This window comes from Agromyces sp. NPDC055661 (assembly GCF_053618135.1).
Map to the genome: position 1 here is coordinate 1,728,991 of NZ_JBSHHC010000001.1, position 18,491 is coordinate 1,747,481.

The 18,491-nt window shown below is 67.6% G+C and carries 15 protein-coding genes and 2 tRNA genes; 6 read left to right on the plus strand and 11 right to left on the minus strand.

The annotated features are described in order from the left end of the window. Window positions 1-133: 133 nt before the first annotated feature. The 11 genes from ACWGO8_RS07875 to dnaA all read right to left on the minus strand — a co-directional run bounded on the left by ACWGO8_RS07875 (window position 134) and on the right by dnaA (window position 12,143). Window positions 134-580: an NUDIX hydrolase gene (locus ACWGO8_RS07875; protein WP_452042534.1), complete on the minus strand. Its 447-nt coding sequence runs from the start codon at window positions 578-580 to the stop codon at window positions 134-136. A gap of 25 nt (window positions 581-605) precedes the next feature. Further along, window positions 606-1,409 carry a hypothetical protein gene (locus tag ACWGO8_RS07880; RefSeq protein WP_452042535.1) on the minus strand — a complete coding sequence of 268 codons (804 nt, stop codon included), beginning with the start codon at window positions 1,407-1,409 and terminating at the stop codon, window positions 606-608. A gap of 223 nt (window positions 1,410-1,632) precedes the next feature. After that, window positions 1,633-1,705 (minus strand) — tRNA-Ala (locus tag ACWGO8_RS07885). A gap of 40 nt (window positions 1,706-1,745) precedes the next feature. Then, window positions 1,746-1,819: transfer RNA gene (locus tag ACWGO8_RS07890), tRNA-Ile, on the minus strand. A gap of 87 nt (window positions 1,820-1,906) precedes the next feature. Further along, entirely contained in the window at window positions 1,907-2,311 is a 405-nt protein-coding gene (locus ACWGO8_RS07895; RefSeq protein WP_148733021.1) for a DUF3566 domain-containing protein, read from the minus strand. Window positions 2,312-2,317: 6 nt separating this feature from the next. After that, on the minus strand, window positions 2,318-4,843 hold the full coding sequence (gene gyrA, locus ACWGO8_RS07900; protein WP_452043531.1) for a DNA gyrase subunit A: 2,526 nt from the start codon (window positions 4,841-4,843) through the stop codon (window positions 2,318-2,320). Between the two features lie 76 nt (window positions 4,844-4,919). Next, entirely contained in the window at window positions 4,920-6,938 is a 2,019-nt protein-coding gene (gene gyrB / locus ACWGO8_RS07905) for a DNA topoisomerase (ATP-hydrolyzing) subunit B (protein ID WP_452042536.1), read from the minus strand. Window positions 6,939-7,061: 123 nt separating this feature from the next. Further along, a complete protein-coding gene (locus ACWGO8_RS07910; RefSeq protein WP_452042537.1) occupies window positions 7,062-7,556 on the minus strand; it encodes a DUF721 domain-containing protein in 495 nt (164 codons plus the stop codon). After that, entirely contained in the window at window positions 7,549-8,754 is a 1,206-nt protein-coding gene (gene recF, locus ACWGO8_RS07915) for a DNA replication/repair protein RecF (RefSeq protein ID WP_452042538.1), read from the minus strand. The genes ACWGO8_RS07910 and recF overlap by 8 nt, the downstream gene beginning before the upstream one ends. Window positions 8,755-8,879: 125 nt before the next feature. Next, entirely contained in the window at window positions 8,880-10,028 is a 1,149-nt protein-coding gene (dnaN, locus tag ACWGO8_RS07920; protein ID WP_452042539.1) for a DNA polymerase III subunit beta, read from the minus strand. 693 nt (window positions 10,029-10,721) lie between these two features. Then, window positions 10,722-12,143 carry a chromosomal replication initiator protein DnaA gene (gene dnaA / locus ACWGO8_RS07925; protein ID WP_452042540.1) on the minus strand — a complete coding sequence of 474 codons (1,422 nt, stop codon included), beginning with the start codon at window positions 12,141-12,143 and terminating at the stop codon, window positions 10,722-10,724. A 425-nt stretch (window positions 12,144-12,568) separates the two neighbouring features. Here dnaA and rpmH point away from each other — a divergent pair, with 425 nt between their 5' ends. The 6 genes from rpmH to rsmG are packed head-to-tail and all read left to right on the plus strand — an operon-like array spanning window position 12,569 to window position 15,689. Next, window positions 12,569-12,706: a 50S ribosomal protein L34 gene (gene rpmH / locus ACWGO8_RS07930; protein WP_022889115.1), complete on the plus strand. Its 138-nt coding sequence runs from the start codon at window positions 12,569-12,571 to the stop codon at window positions 12,704-12,706. A gap of 8 nt (window positions 12,707-12,714) precedes the next feature. Next, window positions 12,715-13,119 (plus strand): ribonuclease P protein component, encoded by a 405-nt coding sequence (rnpA, locus tag ACWGO8_RS07935; protein WP_452042541.1) that lies wholly within the window; start codon window positions 12,715-12,717, stop codon window positions 13,117-13,119. 1 nt (window position 13,120) lies between these two features. Continuing rightward, a complete protein-coding gene (gene yidD / locus ACWGO8_RS07940) occupies window positions 13,121-13,549 on the plus strand; it encodes a membrane protein insertion efficiency factor YidD (RefSeq protein ID WP_452042542.1) in 429 nt (142 codons plus the stop codon). A gap of 9 nt (window positions 13,550-13,558) precedes the next feature. Further along, a complete protein-coding gene (yidC, locus tag ACWGO8_RS07945; RefSeq protein WP_376952934.1) occupies window positions 13,559-14,530 on the plus strand; it encodes a membrane protein insertase YidC in 972 nt (323 codons plus the stop codon). A gap of 3 nt (window positions 14,531-14,533) precedes the next feature. After that, window positions 14,534-15,031, plus strand: coding sequence for a Jag family protein (locus tag ACWGO8_RS07950; protein WP_376952935.1), 498 nt, complete (start codon window positions 14,534-14,536; stop codon window positions 15,029-15,031). Between the two features lie 28 nt (window positions 15,032-15,059). Beyond that, complete coding sequence (gene rsmG / locus ACWGO8_RS07955; RefSeq protein WP_452042543.1) at window positions 15,060-15,689, plus strand: 16S rRNA (guanine(527)-N(7))-methyltransferase RsmG; 630 nt, start codon at window positions 15,060-15,062, stop codon at window positions 15,687-15,689. Window positions 15,690-18,491: the final 2,802 nt, after the last annotated feature.

Sequence of the window (18,491 nt, forward strand, 5' to 3'; positions counted from 1 at the left end):
CCGCGGGGGTCTCGGCAACGCACGACGGCGACGTCGAGAGGGCATCGGTCTTCAAGGCCGCTGTGCTGTCGTCGTCGCCGTCGTCGCGTTCGCCGAGGCCGAGGCCGGAGCTGGCGCTGCTGGAGCCGGACGCTCAGGTCGCTGCGGGCGGGAATCCGTCCGCCGGCTCCTGGGCGTTCAGCCGCAGCGCGATGTCGAGGAGGCTCACCCGCTTGAGTCCGGCCACCTCGTCGAGCGGGAACCACCGCGCCTCGTCGCTCGATCCGTCGACCTCGTTGCGCAGGTCACCGCCGGTCACCGTCGCCCGGTAGACCACTCGCATGGCGTAGAGGGGCACGACGCCCGAGTGGCGCTTCTCGGTGGGCACGACCATGGTGTCGATGCCGAGCAGCCGGTCGACGGATGCCTCGTAGCCCGTCTCCTCGAAGATCTCGCGCCGCGCAGCAGCGACCGGATGCTCCGAGCCCTCGATTCCACCGCCCGGCAGCGTCCATCCGGACCGGCCGTGCTCGTTCCAGTGCGAGAGCAGGATCTGCCCGTCGCGGATGATCACGCCATACGCTGCGATGCGGATGTCCATCCGGCCACTGTACGACAGGGCGGTCTCACCCCGCCCAGACCACCCACCCCCCGTGCGGCAGGATCGGGATCGCCGCGACGAGGTACTGCTCCACCCCGTCGATATCGGTGAGCACACCGAACGTCGCGTCGCTGAGCCGCAGCACGCCGCGATCATCGGGTCCGCTCAGCGGAAGCCGCGTCTGCGCCCACAGCTCGAGCATGCCCGCCTTGTCGAGGACGATGCACTCGACGCCTGGTCCGGGCGCGCTGTGGAACCCGTCCAGGCCGGCGAAGTTCCCGTCCTCGTCGAGGAAGTCGTCGGTGAAGCTGCGCACGACGCCGTCGCGCAGCACCTCCGCGGCCGGCCCGTCGACCCGGTCGATGATGTCGGGCATGTCGAGCAGGAGTTGATCGCGGGGCGGATTCGGTGCCGTGTTGACCAGGCAGAGCGCATACGACGACGGTTGGTAGAGCGCCGGTGCGGCCGGCGACCAGAACCCGGATTCGACGTCGTCGGGCTGCCCCAGGACGGCGGCGAAGTTGACGGTCCCCGTCCGCACGAGCTGCAGGCCGAACGGGCTCAGGCGACGCTGGATGACCCCGAAGGAGACGCTGCCCTCGGACGTGAGGAGCCGCCCGTTGTCGTGCCGCAGCACGACGCGCCCGTCCCCGTACACGTAGATCCACCCGACGCGCAGCCGGCTCCACGCTGCGACGATGTTCGCGTCGTCGGTGGCGTCCGGCTCAGCCGATTGCTCGGCTGCGGCGGCCGGCGTGACTGGTGGGGCGCCGGATGCCCCGACGATGGCCAGTGATGCCACGAACGTGTAGGCGGCCATCGCGGCCATGGCCGCAATGAGGTATCCCGTGCGCCGTCGGCGTGCGGGACGCGAGCACGTGCGGTCGATCCGCGTCGGTCCCCCTCTTCCGACGCCATCCTCGCACTGTTGCCGTCGATCGGCGAGGGTCGCTCGGGCGGGCGGCGGAGGGGTACGGCGGCTGGGGTCGAACGCCGTTCCCGGAGACGACAGCGGCCCGCCCGACCAGGCAGGCGAGCCGATGAACACTGGGTGGAGCCTAGGAGATTCGAACTCCTGACATCCTGCTTGCAAAGCAGGCGCTCTACCAACTGAGCTAAGGCCCCGAGCGGATGTCGCGGCATCCGCGGGTGTGGAGTTGTGGAGTGGGGATACGAGGACTTGAACCTCGGACCTCTTCGTTATCAGCGAAGCGCTCTAACCGCCTGAGCTATATCCCCGAATTTCGGCCGAAGGAAAGACTACCCGACGGGGCGGGAATCTCCGAATCGAGCCGAGGTCGGCCGGTCCCTGAGCCTGTCGAAGGGTCAGTTGTTCGTGAAGCCCACGAGCAGGCCGCCCGTGATCTTGACACTGAGGTTGTACAGCACCGCCACGATCGCACCGAGTGCCGTGGTCACGACCAGGTTGAGCAGGGCCGCGACGACGGCGAAGCCCATGACGTTGCCGAGCGAGAGCACGGCGGTGAGGTCACCGCTCGATCCGGCGACGTCTTGGACGAGCGAGTTGACCTGCTCGAAGATGCCGGTCGAGCTGAGCACCGTGTGGATCAGGAAGGTGACGACGATGCTGATGACCGCGAAGCACACGGCCACGAGGAAGGACAGCTTCACGGCCGACCAGAAGTCGATGTAGACGAGACGCAGGCGCACCTGCTTGGCCGGGGGCCGGCGGTTCGACTTGCGGGCCAGCTTCTCGGCGACGCTACTCATTGACGGTTACTCCTCTCGCGCGGGCTCGGCCGCTTCGGACTCTGCGGCCTCCTCCACGAGATTCCGTTCGGAATTCCTCGCGATGGCGATGATCCGGTCGTCGTCCGCGAACTTCGCGAACACGACGCCCATCGTGTCCCTGCCCTTGGCGGGAACCTCGGCGACGTCAGAGCGTACCACCTTGCCGCTGGCAAGAACCACAAGGACCTCGTCGCCCCCGGAGGCGATCAGCGCACCGGCGAGGTCGCCGCGATCCTCGCTCAGCTTGGCCACCTTGATGCCGAGTCCGGCGCGCTGCTGCTTGCGGTAGTCCTCGACTCGGGTGCGCTTCGCGTACCCGCCCTCGGTCACGACGAACACGTAGGTGTCGGTCGGGCTGAGCTTCTGGCCGTTGTCGTCGGTGGCCGCGTCGACGGCCTCGAGCTCCGCCTCGTTGCCGTTCGATCCGGGCACGACGGATGCCTCGAGCAGGCTGTCGCCCGACCGGAACGACATGCCCTTCACGCCCGACGTCGACCGGCCCATGGGGCGCAGCGCGTCATCCGTCGCCTCGAATCGGAGGGACATGCCCTTGCGTGACACGAGCAGGATCTCGTCGTGCTCGTCGACGAGCATCGCCGAGACGAGCTCGTCGCCCTCGCGGAGGTTGATCGCGATGATGCCGCGCGAGCGGTTGGTGTCGTAGGCGGTGAGATCGGTCTTCTTCACGAGCCCGTCGCGGGTGGCGAGCACGAGGTACGTGGCCACCTCGTAGTCGCGGATGTCGAGGATCTCGGCGATCTGCTCGTCGGGCTGCATCTCGAGCAGGTTGGCGACATGCTGCCCCTTGGCGTCGCGGCCGCCCTCCTGGATCTCGTACGCCTTGGCGCGGTAGACGCGGCCCATGTTCGTGAAGAAGAGGAGCCAGTGGTGCGTGGTCGTGACGAAGAAGTGCTCGACCACGTCGTCGGCGCGCAGCTGCGCGCCCTTCACGCCCTTGCCGCCGCGGTGCTGCGAGCGGTAGTTGTCGCTGCGGGTGCGCTTCACGTAGCCGCCGCGCGTGACGGTGACGACCATCTCCTCCTCGGGGATCAGGTCTTCCATCGACATGTCGCCGTCGAAGCCCGGGAGGATGTGCGTGCGCCGCTCGTCGCCGTACTTCGCGGTGATCTCCGCGAGCTCGTCGGAGATGATGCTGCGCTGGCGGGTCGGGCTCGCGAGGATCGCGTTGTAGTCGGCGATCTTCGCCTCGAGCTCGGTGGCCTCGTCGATGATCTTCTGGCGCTCCAGGGCCGCGAGGCGACGGAGCTGCAGGTCGAGGATCGCGCGGGCCTGCACCTCGTCGACGTCGAGCAGGTCGATGAGGCCGTCACGGGCCTCCTCGACCGTCGGCGAGCGGCGGATGAGCGCGATGACCTCGTCGAGCGCGTCGAGCGCCTTGAGGTAGCCGCGCAGGATGTGCATCCGCTCCTCGGCCTGGCGGAGGCGGAACTGCGTGCGACGCACGATCACGTCGATCTGGTGGTCGACCCAGTGCGCGATGAAGCCGTCGATCGAGAGGGTGCGCGGCACGCCGTCGACGATCGCGAGCATGTTCGCGCCGAAGTTGTCCTGCAGCTGCGTGTGCTTGTAGAGGTTGTTCAGCACGACCTTGGCGACCGCATCGCGCTTCAGCACGATCACGAGGCGCTGGCCCGTGCGGCCCGACGTCTCGTCGCGGATGTCGGCGATGCCCGCGACCTTGCCGTCCTTCACGAGGTCGGCGATCTTGATCGCGAGGTTGTCGGGGTTGACCTGGTAGGGCAGCTCGGTTACGACGAGGCAGGTGCGGCCCTGGATCTCCTCGACGTTCACGACGGCGCGCATGGTGATCGACCCGCGACCCGTGCGGTAGGCGTCGTTGATGCCCTTGACGCCGAGGATCTGGGCACCCGTCGGGAAGTCGGGGCCCTTGATGCGCTGGATCAGCGCTTCCTGGAGCTCCTCGCGCGAAGCCTCGGGGTGCTCGAGGAACCACTGCGCGCCCGACGCGACCTCGCGGAGGTTGTGCGGCGGGATGTTCGTGGCCATGCCGACCGCGATGCCGACGGACCCGTTGACGAGCAGGTTGGGGAACCGGCTCGGCAGGACGGTCGGCTCCTGCGTGCGGCCGTCGTAGTTGTCCTGGAAGTCGACGGTGTCCTCGTCGATGTCCCGCACCATCTCCATGGCGAGCGGGGCCATCTTCGTCTCGGTGTACCGGTGGGCGGCCGCTCCGTCGTTGCCGGGCGAGCCGAAGTTGCCCTGGCCGAGTGCGAGCGGGTAGCGCAGGCTCCACGGCTGCACGAGGCGCACGAGCGAGTCGTACACCGCGCTGTCGCCGTGCGGGTGGAACTGGCCCATCACGTCGCCGATGATGCGGGTGCACTTCGAGAAGGCGCGATCGGGACGGTAGCCGCCGTCGTACATCGTGTAGATGACCCGGCGGTGCACGGGCTTCAGGCCGTCGCGCACGTCGGGCAGCGCGCGGCCGATGATCACGCTCATCGCGTAGTCGAGGTACGACCGTTGCATCTCGAGCTGCAGGTCGACCTGGTCGATCCTGCCGTGGATGCCGAAGCCCTCGCCGTCGCCGCCGGGGTTGATCACGTCAGATGTCAAGGAAACGCACGTCCTTCGCGTTCTTCTGGATGAAGCTGCGGCGGCTCTCGACGTCGTCGCCCATCAGCGTGGAGAAGATCTCGTCGGCGGCGGCCGCGTCGTCGACCGTGACCTGCAGCAGTGTGCGGGTCTCGGGGTTCATCGTGGTGTCCCACAGCTCCTGGTGGTTCATCTCGCCGAGGCCCTTGTAGCGCTGCACGCCGTTCTCCTTGGCGATGCGCTTGCCCTCCGCCTGGCCGGCCGCGAGCAGCGCGTCGCGCTCGCGGTCGGAGTAGACGTACTCGTGCTCGGCGTTCGTCCACTTCAGTCGGTAGAGCGGCGGCTGCGCGAGGTAGACGTAGCCCATCTCGATGAGCGGCCGCATGTAGCGGAACAGCAGCGTCAGCAACAGGGTCGTGATGTGCTGGCCGTCGACGTCGGCGTCGGCCATGAGCACGATCTTGTGGTACCTGGCCTTCTCGGAGTTGAAGTCCTCGCCGATGCCGGTGCCGAAGGCCGTGATCATCGCCTGGATCTCGGCGTTGCCGAGCGCCCGGTCGAGACGCGCCTTCTCGACGTTGAGGATCTTGCCGCGCAGCGGAAGGATCGCCTGCGTCTCGGGGTTGCGACCGGTCTTGGCCGAGCCGCCGGCCGAGTCGCCCTCGACGAGGAAGATCTCGGAGATCGTCGGGTCCTTGCTCGTGCAGTCGGAGAGCTTGCCCGGCATGCCGCTCGACTCGAGGAAGCCCTTGCGACGGGTGGCCTCACGTGCCTTGCGCGCCGCGATGCGGGCGGTGGCCGCCTGGATCGCCTTGCGGATGATGTCTCGCGCCTGGTTGGGGTTGCGCTCGAACCAGTCGCCGAGCTGGTCGCCCGTGACCTTCTGCACGAACGACTTGGCCTCGGTGTTGCCGAGCTTCGTCTTCGTCTGGCCCTCGAACTGCGGCTCGGCGAGCTTGACCGAGATGACCGCGGTGAGGCCCTCGCGCACGTCGTCCCCCGAGAGGTTGTCGTCCTTCTCCTTGAGGATGCCCTTCTCGCGCGCATAGCGGTTGATGAGCGTGGTCAGCGCCGCGCGGAACCCCTCCTCGTGCGTGCCGCCCTCGTGCGTGTTGATCGTGTTCGCGTAGGTGTGCACGGACTCCGTGTAAGCGGTCGTCCACTGCATCGCGACCTCGAGCGCGATCTTGCGCTCGGTGTCCTCGGACTCGAACGAGATGATCTCGTCGTTCACGACGTCGCCCCGCTTCGAGCGGTTGAGGTACTCGACGTAGTCGACGAGGCCGCGCTCGTAGTAGAAGGTGTCGGAACGCGGCTCCGGGGCATCCGCCTCGGATTCCGCCGTGTCTTCGGGGTCGATCTCGACGTGCCCGACGCGGAGGTCGGTGAGCGTGATGCGCAGGCCCTTGTTGAGGAACGCGTACTGCTGGAAGCGGGTCCGCAGCGTCTCGTAGTCGAACTCGACGGTCTCGAAGATGTCGGGGCTCGGCCAGAACGTGGTGGTCGTCCCGGTCTCCGACTCGGGGATCGACTCGTCCTGCGAGAGGGGCGCGTCGGGCACACCGACCGTGTACGACTGCCGCCACACGTGTCCCTGTCGCTTCACGGCCACGTCGAACCTCGTCGAGAGCGCGTTGACGACGGATGCACCGACGCCGTGCAGGCCGCCGGACACGGCATACCCGCCGCCGCCGAACTTGCCGCCGGCGTGGAGGATCGTATGCACGACCTCGACCGTCGATCGACCCTCGGTCCGGTGGACGTCGACCGGGATGCCTCGGCCGTCGTCGATGACGCGGACGGCGCCGTCCTCGAGGATGGTCACGTCGATGACGGTCGCATAGCCCGCGAGCGCCTCGTCGACCGAGTTGTCGACGATCTCGTAGACGAGGTGGTGGAGACCCCGTGGCCCGGTCGAACCGATATACATACCGGGGCGCTTGCGAACCGCTTCGAGGCCCTCGAGAACCTGGATCGCGTCTGCACCGTATTCAGGCGTCTGCTGGGCCTTCGTCGGTTCCGCTGTCATGGGTGGATCGGGCTCCTGACCGTCGTTCTGGCGACTCTCAATCCTATCAAACGGAGGGTCGCCACCGGCCCGGAAGCGCCGATCTGAGGCGATGACTCAGGGGAAGTGACCGAATTTGCCGACTCAGCCGTAGGTATCGCGTGGACCACGCCCTGGAACCGATCTGGGACCCCTTTTCCAGGTGGGGGCATCCGGCCCTTGGAAGCGGATGGTCTCGACCCCCGCACCGGGGTACCGGTCGAGGATGCGCGTGACGAGATCGGTGCGCATGAGCCGGAGCTGCGTCGCCCACGCCGTCGACTCGCAGCGCACCTGCAGCACGCCGTTGTCGATCGTGATCGCCTCGGAGTGATGCGCGATCTCCTCGCCGACCACCTCGGACCAGGACGCGAGCACCTCGTGCTGGGAGAGCGGTGCGGTCCAGCCGAGCTGCGTGGTGAGCCCGTCGATCGCGTCGGCGAGCGGCTTCGGGTCGCGGCCGGGCGTGAACGGCTCGCTCCCCGTGACCTCCCGGGTGCGACTGCGCGCACGGCCGGGGCGGGACCGGGTGTCGCCGAAGATCTCGCGGAAGTGCTGGTACACACGTGCGGCCTCGGACCGCTGCGGGGCGTCAGGCATCCGTCGTCGCCTCCTCCACGATGTGGCCGGCGTCGATGTGCACGATCCGCGCGGTGAGCGGCTCGGGCACGTCCTCGAGCACGGCCGCGGTCACGAGGACCTGCTCGAATCCGCCGATCGCGGCCGCCAGGCGCTCACGGCGGAGCCGGTCGAGCTCGGCGAACACGTCGTCGAGCACGAGCACCGGGTCGCCGGTCGTCGAGTCCCGGCGCAGCAGCTCGGCGGATGCCAGTCGCAGCGCGAGCGCGAACGACCACGACTCCCCGTGGCTCGCGTACCCCTTCGCGGGCAGGCCGTTGAGGAGCAGCACCACGTCGTCGCGGTGGGGCCCGACCAGCGTGATCCCCCGCTCGAGCTCCTTCGGGCGCAGCACTCGGACCGCTTCGGCGAAGCGGACGGCCGTGGCGGATGCCCCGTCGCCGGCGATGGCGGCGACGAGATCCGCTGCCGCAGCCGATCTCGGCGCGGCATCCGCCGGGATCTCGGCCTCGGGGTCGGCCCCGTCGATCGAGAGGAGCGGACGCAGCTCTGGTGCGTGATCGGCGTCGACGATCGAGTGATAGGCCTCGGCCAGGGGCGCGGCGAGCTCTCGGATGAGGGCGACGCGCTGGTCGATCAGCTCGGAGCCCAGCTGCACGAGCCGCTCGTCCCAGATGTCGAGCGTCGGGAGCTGCGCCGCGGCGAGCCCTCTGGCGCGGGCGCTCTTGAGGAGCGAGTTGCGCTGCTTCAGCACACGCTCGTAGTCGGCCATCACGCCGGCGAGACGCGGGGTGCGCTGCACGAGGAGCTCGTCGAGCATGCGGCGCCGCACCGAGGGTTCGCCACGCACGATCGCCAGGTCTTCGGGGGCGAAGAGCACGCTGTGCGCGTAGCGCGGGAGCTCGCGGGTCTTCACCGGGGAGCGGTTGAGCTGCGCGCGGTTCGAGCCCTGCCGGTTCAGCTGCAGCTCGATGAGGAGCTCCCGGTCGCCGTGTGCGAGGAGGGCGCGCACGATCGCGGCATCCGCGCCGGCCCGGATGAGGGCCTGGTCGCCCGAGACACGATGCGAGCCGAGCGTCGCGAGGTAGCCGATGGACTCGACGAGGTTGGTCTTGCCCTGCCCGTTGCGCCCGACGAACACGGTGGCACCGGGGCCGAGCGTGAGCTCGGCGCGCTCGTAGTTGCGGTAGTCGGTGAGGGAGAGGCGGGCGACGTGCACGCTGGCTCCCTTCGACGGTCGGACGCCTCAACGCTACCCGCGGCGGATGACACCTGCCCCGCTCCCTGAGCCCGTCGAAGGGAGCGGGCGCGGCCCGTTCGCTTCGACGAGCTCGGCGAACGGTTCTACCGCAGCAGCAGGTTCGGCTGCAGCAGGTAGCGGTACGTGTCGGCGCCGGCCTGCTCGCGCGAGGTCTGGCTCGTGATGAGCACGGGGCCGGGCTTGTTGGGGTTCTCGGTCTTGGTGAACGAGATGCGCACGAACTCGGAGTGCACGGCGCCGAGGCCGTCGAGCAGGAACTGCGGCTTGAGCGACACGACGGTGTCGTCTCCGGAGAGGATCGCGTCGATCGTCTCGGAGGCCTGCGCCTGCTCGCTGCCGATCGCCTCGAGGGTGAGGCCGTCGGCGGTGAAGCTGTAGCGCAGCGCGGCTTCGCGCTCGAGCACCAGCGCCACACGACGGGTCGCCTCGATGAGCTCGGCGGTGTTCATGACCGCGTAGTTGTCGACCGTGTCGGGGAAGAGCCGGCGCACGGGCGGGAAGTTGCCCTTGATGAGGAGCGACGTCACGGTCTTGCGGTCGGCGCTGAAGGCGATGAGCTCGCGGTCGTCGCGGCTGGTGATCGCGACCGAGATGGTGCCCGAGTGCCCGAACGTCTTGCCGACCTCCTGGAGCGTGCGGGCCGGCACGAGTGCGGTGAGTGTTTCCTCGGACGCGACTCCGCCGCCGTCCCAGTCGATCTCGCGGATCGCGACGCGGTAGCGGTCGGTCGCGACGAGGCTGAGGTTGTTCTCGCGCACCTCGAGCTGCACGCCCGTGATGACCGGGGTCACATCGTCGCGAGATGCCGCGACGGCGACCTGCGCGACGGCAGTCGCGAACTCCTCGGCGGGGACGACGCCCGACTCGGTGCCCACTTCGGGGATCGACGGGTATTCCTCGACGGGCATCGAGAGCAGCGTGAAGCTGGCGGAGCCGCACGTGACGGAGATGCGGGACTCCTCGGTCGCGACGTGCACGGGGGCGTTCGGCAGGCGGCCGGCGATCTCGGCGAGGAGGCGGCCGGAGACCAGGACGGTGCCCGACTCCTCGACGTCGGCCTGGATCTCGGTCTGCGACGAGACCTCGTAGTCGAAGGAGGAGAGGACGAGGCCGTCGTCGTTCGCCTGGATCAGCACGCCGGAGAGGATCGGCAGCGTCGTGCGCTGCGGGAGGAGCTTGACGGCGAAGGACACGGCCTCACTGAAGACGTCGCGATTGACCTGGAACTTCACGGTTCTCCCGTCCTCGAGGTGCTGGCTGGCTCACCCATGCTATCCGGACTGTTCCGCCCGGTGTCGGGACATTCCGTGTGCGCACGGGCGCGGTCGCGGGGGTGGTGAGCGTGAGGTCGACCACGTGCGCATCGAGTGCGCTCTGATTCGACCCGCGTGGAGGTGAGCGCTCAGGCTCGCTCGCCCCTCCGCGCGACCGAACTGCGGCGACGGACCCCTCCACACCCCGAGACCATCCACAGGGGGATCGGCGTGCGACCGTGAGCACCGCGCCGCCGAGCTCGACCACTCGATGTTGTGGAGCCCTGCTTAATCCATATTTCTCTTAACGGTGTTAACCGCTGTGGAAACTGTGGATGGTGTGCTGCGATCCGCGGAACGACGCCGAAGCAGCGCCATCGGAGCTGTGCACAGCGTGTGCGATTCGATCGGAAACCGAGCGGCCGGGGCGATGCGCGGTGCGGCGTATTGCACAGGTTCCCCCGCCGTCTCAACAGGGATTGCGGGCCGTCCCCTTAACAATCCACAACTTGTCCACAGTTGTGGGAATCTCCCGTTCTGGGGGCACGGAGGGCCTGTGGAAGGTCGCGGAAGCCTCGCGACCGAGTGGCACCGGGAGGTGCAGCGCGGAGGCGTGGCATCCGTGCGATGCCGACGCGAGCACCTCTGCTCGACGCCGGCTCGTGGCATCCGTCAGCGGTAGCGGGCGTTCTGCTTGATGCGCGCGGTCAACTCGGTGACCTGGTTGTAGATCGAGCGGCGCTCCTTCATGAGTTCCGAGATCTTCTTGTTGGCGTACATCACGGTGGTGTGGTCGCGGTTGCCGAACAGCTGCCCGATCTTCGGCAGCGACAGGTTCGTGAGTTCACGGCACAGGTACATCGCGATCTGCCTGGCGATGGCGACGGCCTGCGAACGGCTCGACCCGTAGAGGTCGTCGACCGTCAGCTTGAAGTAGTCGGCCGTGGCCGTGATGATGTCGACCGGCGCAACGACGTTGTCGGTGTCGTCCGTGATGAGGTCCTTCAGCACGGTCTGCACGAGCGGCATGTCGACGGGCGTGCGGTTGAGGCTCGCGAATGCGGTGACACGGATGAGGGTGCCCTCGAGCTCCCGGATGTTCGACGACACCTTCGACGCCATGTACTCGAGGATCTCGTCGGGCACCTGGAGCCGCTCGGACTGCGCCTTCTTGCGGAGGATCGCGATGCGGGTCTCGAGGTCGGGTGCCTGCACGTCGGTGATGAGGCCCCACTCGAACCGGCTGCGCATGCGGTCCTCGAACCCCGTGAGGTGCTTCGGCGGCACGTCGCTCGTGATCACGACCTGCTTGTTGTGGTCGTGGAGCGTGTTGAAGGTGTGGAAGAACGCCTCCTGCGTCTCCGCCTTGCCCTGCAGGAACTGGATGTCGTCGATGAGCAGGATGTCGATATTGCGGTAGCGCTGCTGGAAGAGCGAGCCGCGGTTGTTCGCGATCGAGTTGATGAAGTCGTTCGTGAACTCCTCCGACGAGACGTACCGAACGCGGATGCCGGGATAGAGGCTCTGCGCGTAGTGTCCGATCGCGTGCAGGAGATGCGTCTTGCCCAGGCCCGAGTCGCCGTAGATGAAGAGCGGGTTGTACGCCTTCGCCGGCGCCTCGGCCACGGCGACCGCAGCCGCGTGGGCGAAGCGGTTGGACTGTCCGATGACGAAGCTGTCGAACGAGTACTTCGGGTTGAGCCGTGCGTCGCGCGGACGGTCGGGACTCGTGTTCTCGAACACCGACTGCGGGGATGCCGGGAGCTCGACCGGATTCGGGTAGTCGTCGAACGCGGCGGGCTTCGGCTCGGGCGCCCTGGTCTCCTCGAGCTCGGGGTTCACGACCACGTAGAAGGAGGTCACCGACGATGGCGACTCGATGGCGCTCATCGCGGAGAGGAGGGAGACGCGCATCCGCTGGTTGAGCATGCTCGCGGTGAAGTCGTTCGGGACCTCGAGGTAGAAGGTGCCGGCGGCGATGCCCTTGGGCTCGACCAGGTTGAGGAACCCCTGCAGCATCGGGGTGATCGCGTCGTCGTCGTTCAGTCGGTCGAGGACGGTGGCCCATGTATCGGAGATGGGCTGCTCTGTCATCGTTCCCCGCAATCCCTCGGTGCCGTCGTGTGCCGCTCATCGATCCCCCGATCGATGGAACGAGCGGCGCGAGGCGAAGTGTTCAAGGTTATCCACCGGCTGTGTGCAGATTGGGTGCGACGCCCGGGATTCCGCGTGCGAGGCTGGGGATAACTGGTCTCACACGCTAGCGAAACTCGCCCCTCGGAACAAATGCCGGAGGAGGGATTCGACGGCCCGCGCGTGTCGATCCACAGGGTATCCCGAGGTATGCGGGATACTCTTCCGTTCGCACCATTCCGGCTCCGGACTTCGCCTGGTTTGACCACGGGTCCCGGAGGCCGTAGTTTTAATAGGTTGACCCCAGCCCTTTCGGGCACCCAGTTTCCCTCCGGAGCATCGCACTCGCTGCGCGGCGCGGAGATTCCGACAGCCGGAGAAGAAGAATGAGCAAGCGTACGTTCCAGCCGAACAACCGTCGCCGGGCCAAGAAGCACGGCTTCCGCCTTCGCATGCGCACCCGCGCGGGCCGCGCCATCCTGTCGGCACGCCGCGCCAAGGGTCGCACCGAACTCTCCGCGTAAGTCTCTCGGTGCTCGCCAAAGCCAATCGCATCACGAGCGCCGACGACTACCGAGCCGTCGTGCGCCGAGGTGCGAAGGTCGCCGGTGCCCACACCGTGAGCTATCTGCGCTCACGGGAGTCGGGCACCGACGCACGCTTCGGCTTCATCGTCTCCAAGAAGGTCGGCACGGCGGTGCGACGCAACCTCCTGCGCCGCAGGCTCAAGGCCGTCTGCCACGAAGCCCTGGGCGATGGCGTCCGGGGCGTCGACGTGGTGGTCCGAGCACTGCCCGGCGCGGCCGAGGTCCAGTGGCTCGAGCTCCGCGAAGAGGTGCTCGATGCGCTCACCCGCCGCTCGGGGCGCCCCGTCGGTCGGTCGGTCCACGCCGTTGCGAGTGCGTCCGTGTCGGCTTCGGCCGCGAAGGGCGGCTGAGATGCGCGACCTGGCCCTCTTCATCCTGCTGATCCCGCGGAACCTCGGCGTCCTGCTGCTTCGCGGGTACCGCGCCGTCATCTCCCCCCTCTACGGCGACGTCTGCCGGTACTACCCCTCGTGCTCCGCGTACGGACTCGGTTCCGTGCAGCAGCGCGGACTGGTCGTCGGCTCGGCATTGGCCGCGTGGCGCATCGTCCGATGCAACCCGTGGACGGCCGGCGGCTTCGACGAGGTGCGCGCCGCGCGCCATGACCGCTACCGCATCACCCGATTCGGGTGGGTCGTGCCGGCCGGCATGTTCCCGAAGGCCGAAGCGGATGCCGCGGCCGCCAACCTCGCGCACGAGCTCGAGCATCGAGCCACCGATTCCCCCACCGCCGAGCCGGTGCTCGCGAACTCCTCCCCCAACCTGTCCCGGAAGGACTGACTCGCTCCAATGGACTTCATCGGACTGATCCTCTGGCCCATCAAGTGGGCCATCGAGTTGATCCTCGTCGCGTTCCACACCATGTGGGACTTCTTCGGCCTCGACCCCAACGCGGGCGTCACCTGGGTGCTCTCCATCGTGGGCCTCGTCCTCGTGGTTCGTGCCGCGCTCATCCCGATCTTCGTGCGCCAGATCAAGAACCAGCGCCGCATGCTCGAGGTCGCGCCGCAGCTGAAGAAGATCCAGGACAAGTACAAGGGCAAGAAGGACCAGTTCTCGCGCGAGGCGATGTCGCGCGAGACGATGGAGCTCTACAAGAAGACCGGCACCAACCCGCTCTCCTCGTGCCTCCCGCTGCTGCTCCAGATGCCGATCTTCTTCGGCCTCTTCTCGGTGCTCAACGACGCCCAGCACGACAAGCCCGGTGTCGGCCCCATGACGCAGGAGCTCGCGAACTCGTTCGCGAACTCGGAGTTCCTCGGCGCCCCGCTCAAGTCGACCTTCATCGGCGAGTGGAACCTCATGATCGCCGGCCAGCCGTTCAGCGCGTCGACGCTCATCATCGCGCTCACGATGATCGTGCTGATGACGGCGTCGCAGTTCATCACACAGCTGCAGATCGTCTCGAAGAACATGTCGCCCGAGACCAAGGCGAGCCCGATGTTCCGCCAGCAGCGCATCCTGCTGTACCTGCTCCCGCTCGTGTTCGCGGTGTCGGGTGTCGCCTTCCCGCTCGGCGTGATGTTCTACTGGCTCACCTCGAACTTCTGGACCATGGGACAGCAGTTCCTCGTCATCCGGAACATGCCGACGCCCGGGTCCGAAGCGGCCCGCGCCCGCGAGGCTCGCCTGGCGAAGAAGGGCAAGCTCGTCGTCGAGGAGAAGCACGAGAACGACGTCGCGGAGCCGAAGAAGCCGACAACCACGCAGCGTCAGCAGCCCATCAGCAAGGCCCGTGCGAAGAAGCAGGGCGGGAAGTAGACCATGACGAACGTGCAGCACGAGGCCGAGAACCGCTCGATCGCCCAGCTCGAAGAGGAAGGCGACATCGCCGCGGACTACATCGAGGAGCTCCTCGACATCTGCGACCTCGACGGTGACATCGACATCGACGCTCGGAACGGCCGCGCCTACGTCTCCGTGAATGCCGGCGAGACCGCGAACCTTCGCCTGCTCTCGAAGCCCGAGACGGTGAGTGCGCTGCAGGAGCTGACGCGCCTCGCGGTGCAGACGAAGACCGGGGCATTCTCGCGCCTCATCCTCGATATCGGTGGCTCCCGTGACGCGCGTCGCGATGAGCTCGCCGGTCTCGTGTCCCGCGCAGTCGAGCGCATCGAGGGCGGTGCCGCCGAGGCAGCCCTCCCCCCGATGTCGTCGTACGAGCGCAAGCTCGTGCACGACCTCGTGAGTGAGCGCGGCTTCTACTCGGAGTCCCGCGGCGAGGGCGCCGACCGGCACACGGTCATCACGCGTAGTGCCTGATTCCGACGACGACGTTTCACGTGAAACGATGATCGACGGTCTCGAGTCGGAGCCTGCGGCTGCGGCCGAACTGTTCGGTGAGCACCTCGCCAAGGGGCGCCAGTTCACCGAGGCGCTTGCCCGGCACGGCGAGGAGCTCGGGCTCATCGGGCCACTGGAACTTCCCCGCCTGTGGACGCGCCACGTCCTGAACAGCGCGCTCGTTGCGCCCCTGCTGCGTCCGGGCCGAGTCGGCGATGTCGGATCGGGCGCCGGGCTCCCAGGGCTGGTGCTCGGGATCATGCGCCCCGACGTCTCGTTCGTCCTCATCGAGCCGATGGAGCGACGTGTCGCGTGGCTCGAGAGCCAGGCCGCTGAGTTGGAGCTCTCCAACGTCGAGGTCGTTCGAGCCCGCGCCGAAGAGGCGAAGCTCAAGGGTGCACTCGATCAGGTGACCGCTCGAGCCGTGAGCGCGCTGCGAACGCTCATTCCGATCACCGCTCCCCTGCTTCGCCCCGGTGGCGAGCTCGTCCTGATGAAGGGCGCCGGGGTCGACGGAGAGATCGGCGCCGCGGAGAAGGCCATCCGCAAGTACAAGGTGCACGATCCCGAGGTGCTCGTTCTGGGCGAGGGCGTCGTGAGCGAGGTCACGCGGGTGTTCCGGGCCACCGTGGGCTGAGTCCAGTCGGGTCGGTCCTCGTGGTGTGCCGCTCGTTCGGTGCGCTCGCTATGAGCTTCCTCGGCGTCTGCGCCTGGAAGGCACGTCGTGGACGTGCGAGGCGGCCGGACTGCTGAGGATCGGCGTCGCCCGGTTCAACGGCGGGAGTCCGCCGGCCGACTCGTGGGCAGTGCGTCAAAGTTCTGAGCGCGTTTCACGTGAAACATGATGTCCGGACTGGGGCAGTCATTCCACCCACGAGCTGAGCGCACCGTTGTGAAGGCGCCCATCATGAGACCGCTCCACGGATGCAGTGGATTCTGGCCGTCGGGATGTGTGTGCTTGTACGAGGCGTTGTGGTTTGTCGCACTCCCCTGGCTCTTCGCTTGAACCGAGCTGCGTTTCCTCCCCATAGTTCCAGGCAGCGGCCGGCGAGCGGACACGCATTGCGCATCCCCCACCGTTCCATTTCGCGCCCCGCCCACCCCTTCGACCGATCGGCGCGGACGCGCCTGGGCCGTACGCAGACAAGGGTGAGGCCGCACATGGATCTCGTGACCATCGATGTCACGATCGTTGGTCGCCTGGGGTGAGGGCGTTCGCCGAATTCCGCGATGAGCCGACTGTTCCCCTTGTGAGCGACGACGGCGTGAACGACGGCCTCGAGATCAACCCCCACACTCAGTGGCGAGGAAGAGCACCGGTCGCATCCCCGTTCTCCTCGATTCGAGCGTCCGGAGAACGCGCACAGTGCGTGGCAATGAACGACGCTGTGCTCGGTCAGACACCCGGAAATGTTGCTCCGACGCGGACCGAGCCCCTTCTCTGGCGGCGACCGACGACGCTCCGGCGCGCGGATCGCCATGGAGCCCTGACGTGGCACCGACGCTGGTGTTCCGACGTGGACCGCCCCCTGCACTGCAGGGGGCATGGACGAACACGGTGATCCGGCGGCCGACACGGTGCACCGGCATGCACCGAGACATGGTGCGCCGGCATGGACCGGCGCGGTGCTTCGCAATGGAAGGGGGAGGTCGACGTTCGCTGGGCTGGTGGTTCTCGTTTGCGATGGGGACCCCGTCGCGCCCGGAGCGACCGTGGATGTAAATCACTCCCCGGGTCGGTGCCGCGGCTCGACGTGTGGCTCGGACACTTCCTCTCGATCGAGTCGGTCGAAGCGTCGTGTCGTCGATTCGCCTGCGAGTGACGATCGACCCGCCTCCGCGATGTGGGTCGCAACTTCGGTCTACGACGATGCGCACCGCCGGGCATGGCTAGGCGCGAGCGCGGCATGGTCCGCTGAGGAAGGAGCATCGCCACCGGGCGGCCGTTCGTCTGATCACACCGACCGCCGGTTCACGATCCAGTGCCTTGTTGCTTCCCCGACCACCACGATCCCGCAAGAGGATCAGGTCGGAAGGCGGAGGTATCCCGACCGGCAAGCCGCGCCAGCTGCCCGGACGCCCCCGCCTCTCCAACTGATGTTTCACGTGAAACCTCGACCATTGTCGTCGGGCGACGAGGCGGCTTCGCAGCGGCCGCCTCACTCGCAACAACGATCATCAAGTTTCACGTGAAACGGCAGCCTTTGACCTCAACCGTCGACGCGATTCCGCGTTGTCGGCGATGGACACGGCATGGGCGAGGTGGCCGGCTGTGTTGAGGACTGACGCGATGTACGTGGAACCCATCAGTCGATCGTCAAGGCGACAGCCCCGTCGGTGACCGTCGGAATCTTGCCCGACCTGACGCCAACCCGCGAGAAAGAGACAGTCGGTCCGTCAACGCGACCAGGCCGACCGCCAGGTCGCGCCCGTCAGTCTTCCTACAGCCACAACCCCACCACGATGTGCCCGAAGTCGAGTGTTCAAGTCATGTGGAAGGCGAAGAACTCCGCCACGACGTGTCCTCAACAGGGATCAATTCCACGCATCCGGCGGACACTCGAATCCGACCATGGCGTCGGCGCGCGAGGCGGTTAGGCTGGATTCTTGAGCCGATCGCACGACGACCGGCCACCGCGGAACGACGGGGAGCAGCGCGTATGGCACAGGGTGGAGGTCGCGGATGGTTCCACCGGAAGCGACAGCAGCCCGAGCCTGAGGCCGACAACGGCACGACGCACGCCAGTACGCTCCGGCCCGCGACCCCTGACTCCAGCCACGCCCCCGTCGGAGCGTTGGGCGAGGCGTCGAACCTCGGTTCGTCGTGGAATCCGGGCACGCTTCCGACCCAGGCGTCCGTTGCGGTGGCCAACGACAACGCGCAGTGGAGCCCCGAAGTGCGCAGTGCCACACCGGTCCGACCCGAGGCCCCGCCGGTTCCGAAAACAAGCCAATCGCCCGAGGTTGCTCCCGTGGCGACCGCGGGATCGAACCCCCGGCCCGACCAGCGGCCAGCCGCGCAGGAGTGGGCTCCTTCGCAAACCGCGGCGCCGACGCCTGCAGGATCCGCAGCTGTGACTTCTGACGCTTCGGCACAGGAGACGTCGCGGACCGCGTCGGTGACCGGTAGTGGGAGTCTCCCCAAGCCCGACGGCCACTCCTCCCCCACTTCTGCCACGTCTCCGACGACGTCGGCATCGAGTTCGTCTTCCGCGCCCGCCGCAGAGCCAGCGCGCACCCCGCCTTCTCCATCCCCGACGACGAGCATCGACTGGGATGTCGCGACGGCCGCGGCGCTCACGGACGACGAGGGCGCGACCGAGACCACGCTGCCCCACTCGCTTCCGAAGACCTCACCCGATCGCCTCCTCGAGGACCTCATCCGGGAGATCGTCGGCGACGCCGCGGCTGACACGGTCTCGTCACTCCAGACGCCGCG